Below are 3,257 nucleotides of genomic sequence, written 5' to 3'. Positions count from 1 at the left end.
CTCGCGGCGCTTCTCGGCAGCCGTCTTGCGGCGGCCGGCCCTGGCCTGCTCGCGCGTCTCGGCCTGCGCTGCCTCGGCCGCTTCACGGGCCGCCATCTCCTGGTGCAGGCGCTGGAACAGCTCGGCATCGGAATCCAGCGCATGGTCGGCGCCGAGGTCCAGGCCGGTCATCGTCTCAACCATGTCCTTCATCGCCAGCCGCACCTGCTGCTGCTCGGTGTCGTAGTCGACCTCGTTGTGCTGGTCGAACAGCGCCTTCAGCGCCGGATCGGGTTCGTCCTGCTCGGCCAGCAGGTCGGCCACCACGTCGCACAGCAGCTCGCGCAGTATGCGCTGCTCGCTCTGGGTCCAGCCGGGCTGTGCCAGTTGCCGGTCGATCGCCTGCACCCAGGCGCGCTGGGCCTGTTCCAGCGATTCGAACAGCGGGCCCGCCACGTCGGCATGGGCCTGCCAGTACAAGGGGATCTGTTCCTGCCAGGCCAGCAGCGTCTCACGCGCCTGCTCGATCTGGCGCGTCAGGCTGTTGAAGCGCTTCTGTTCCGGCGTCAGCGTGCTGGCACCTGCCGTGGCCGCGATCTGCAGCTGTCGTGTCGATGACATCTCGTGCGAGCCGCGAAGGGTCAGGCCGGCAGGAAGCCGTCGATCGACAGGTAACGCTCGCCGGTGTCGTAGTTGAAGCCGAGCACGCGTGCGCCGGCGCCCAGTTCGGGCAGCTTCTGCGCGATGGCGGCCAGCGTCGCACCGCTGCTGATGCCGACCAGGATGCCCTCTTCCCGCGCACAGCGGCGGGCCATTTCGCGCGCCGCTTCGGCCTCGACCTGGATCACGCCATCGAGCAGTTCGGTGCGCAGGTTCTTCGGGATGAAGCCCGCGCCGATGCCCTGGATCGGGTGCGGGCTGGGCTGGCCGCCGCTGATCACCGGCGATGCGCTGGGCTCCACCGCAAACACCTTCAGCTGCGGCCACTTGGCTTTCAGCACCTGCGCGCAGCCACTGAGGTGGCCGCCGGTGCCGACGCCGGTGATCAGCACGTCCAGGCCTTGCGGGAAGTCGGCGGCAATCTCCTGCGCGGTGGTGCGTACATGCACGTCGATGTTGGCCGGGTTGTCGAACTGCTGGGGAATCCATGCGCCGGGCGTCTGATCCTTCAGTTCCTGCGCGCGGGCGATGGCGCCCTTCATGCCCTTTTCGCGCGGCGTCAGGTCGAAGGTCGCGCCGTAGGCCAGCATCAGGCGGCGGCGTTCGATGCTCATGCTGTCGGGCATCACCAGCACCAGCTTGTAGCCCTTGACGGCGGCCACCATCGCCAGGCCGATGCCGGTGTTGCCCGAGGTCGGCTCGATGATCGTGCCGCCTTGCTGCAGCGCGCCCGAGCGCTCCGCATCCTCGATCATCGACAGCGCGATGCGGTCCTTGATCGAGCCGCCCGGGTTGCTGCGCTCTGACTTGATCCAGACCTCCGCAGCGCCGAACAGGCGGTTGATGCGGATGTGCGGCGTGTTGCCGATGGTGTCAAGGATGTTGGCGGCTTTCATCGGGCGGGCCTTCGGGGCGAGGGTGGGCGACGGGCACGATTGTGGCGTGCCCGTCGCCCACCCGGCGCTCACCCGGCCCACTCGGCGCTGGGGCAGGGGCGGCCCGGCGATCACCCAGGTGCTGCTGGCGCCTTGGGGGACGGCATTTCAGCCGATGGCGTCGTCCACCGGCTCCTCGAGGCAGAAGCCGACACTCGCGCTGGCGTGCCAGCCCTGGCCCTGGCTGGCGACGATGGTGCGGTCGCGCACCACCACTTCGGCGACATAGCCGCAGCCCTTCATGCCGGTGGTGTCGAGCGACCAGGCATCCCCGGTGAGGGCGGTGTTGACGCTGCCGGCCGAGGGCGTGGTGATGGCTTCACCGGGGTCGTTGATGCCCGGCGGCTTGATGCCGATGCTCCAGGACAGCAGGTGCGCGTCGCGGGCCACGAAGGTGCCGCCTATCGCTGTGCCGCTGGCGAACTTGCCGCAGTTGCCGGTGCCGGTGGTGATGTCGATGTCGGCCTGTGGCGCGGTGTTGTCCAGCTGGATCAGCTGGCTGTCGGTGCTGATCAGGCTGCCACCCGGGTCGTAGGCCGACAGCGTGACGATCCAGCGTGCATCGCCGCTCGAATCCCAGTGCCCAAGCAGGCTGATGACGTTCTGCTCGAAGGGCAGGTACGCAAAACGCTGGGTCACCGGGTTGGCGTTGTGCTGGTGGGTCGTGCCGTCGGCGCGGGTCAGGGTCAGCTCGGTCAGTACCGGCGCGGGAATGCCGCCGCCTTCGGGCTGCACTTCCACCTTGTAGCTGTAGCCGGCCGGCAGCGGCGCGCCCTGCAGCGTGACGGCGGCGCCAAACGGGCAATCACCGCCGACGGCCGCGTTGTTCAGCGCGAACACTGCATCGGGCGTGGTCATGCCGCTCACATCGCTGATCATGCTGACGGGGATGCCGCCGAGGATCGCGATCTTGCCGGCCGGGCCGTGCACCACGCCGGTGGGTGTGACATGCACCAGCGTCTGCTCGCGGTTGCCCCAGGTCGGCACGGTGCCCGGCGCATTGCCCGGCACCGGCACGGACCAGGACAGGATGGCGCGGATCGGCAGCACCACCGGCCCGGCATGGCAGGGCTTGCGGTATTGCGCCAGGTCCACCGGCAGGCGCACGGCCATGTGGATGCCCTCGGCGGGGATGGCGGCAATGTCGTAGATCTGCACGCTGGCCGTGCCGAGGAAGGTCTCGAACGAGCCATTGCCGTCGGTGTCGGCCCACCAGGACACGTACTCGGCGCTGCCCGAGGTGCAGGGCCCGCCGCTGTAGCCGGCGGACTTCTTGATCTTCACGATGCCGAGCAGCGTGTCCGGCAGGTTCGGATCGAGGCCGATGCAGGTCAGCTCCTCGAAGCTGATGTCGCCATCGGTCGGGAACAGCACTTGTGCGATCTTGTCGTCGATCTTCAATCCGGGCAGGGTCTGGGCCACCAGATCGGTGCTGAAGCCCGCCGGGCCATGCGCGATGGCATGCAGCTGCTTGAACGCGAAGCGGTGCACCGGTACCGCGCTGTCCTTGTACAGCGCGGCCAGGTCGGCTGGCGCCAGCACGGCCTGCTTGGCGACCAGCGGCTGTTCGAGGTCGATCACCTGGGCCAGCTGCTTCGACAGCTTCACTTTCAGCGCGTCGAAGATGTCGGGGATGTGGATCAGGCGCCGCGGCTCGACCAGGATCGTCGCGTCCCGCCGGTT

3 protein-coding genes are annotated in these 3,257 nt (G+C 68.7%); all 3 read right to left on the bottom strand.

The window, feature by feature from the left end:
• A partial coding sequence (locus VLK61_RS30490; protein ID WP_325427203.1) for a hypothetical protein occupies window positions 1-600 on the bottom strand: 600 nt, incomplete at its 3' end.
• Window positions 601-620: 20 nt separating this feature from the next.
• A complete protein-coding gene (gene cysK / locus VLK61_RS30485) occupies window positions 621-1,535 on the bottom strand; it encodes a cysteine synthase A (RefSeq protein ID WP_325427201.1) in 915 nt (304 codons plus the stop codon).
• A gap of 147 nt (window positions 1,536-1,682) precedes the next feature.
• Window positions 1,683-3,257: hypothetical protein (locus tag VLK61_RS30480; protein ID WP_325427199.1), on the bottom strand; the 1,575-nt coding region annotated here is incomplete at its 5' end.

The sequence above is a fragment of the Aquabacterium sp. genome (assembly GCF_035476535.1).
Lineage (GTDB): Bacteria > Pseudomonadota > Gammaproteobacteria > Burkholderiales > Burkholderiaceae_C > Pseudaquabacterium.
The sequence above is the reverse complement of the archived record's forward strand: the minus strand, read 5'-3'. Positions and strand labels throughout refer to the sequence as shown.

Coding starts and splice junctions, on each gene's coding strand:
- cysK (WP_325427201.1), bottom strand. CDS start 1,535: ATGAAAGCCGCCAACATCCTTGACACCATCGGCAACACGCCGCACATC.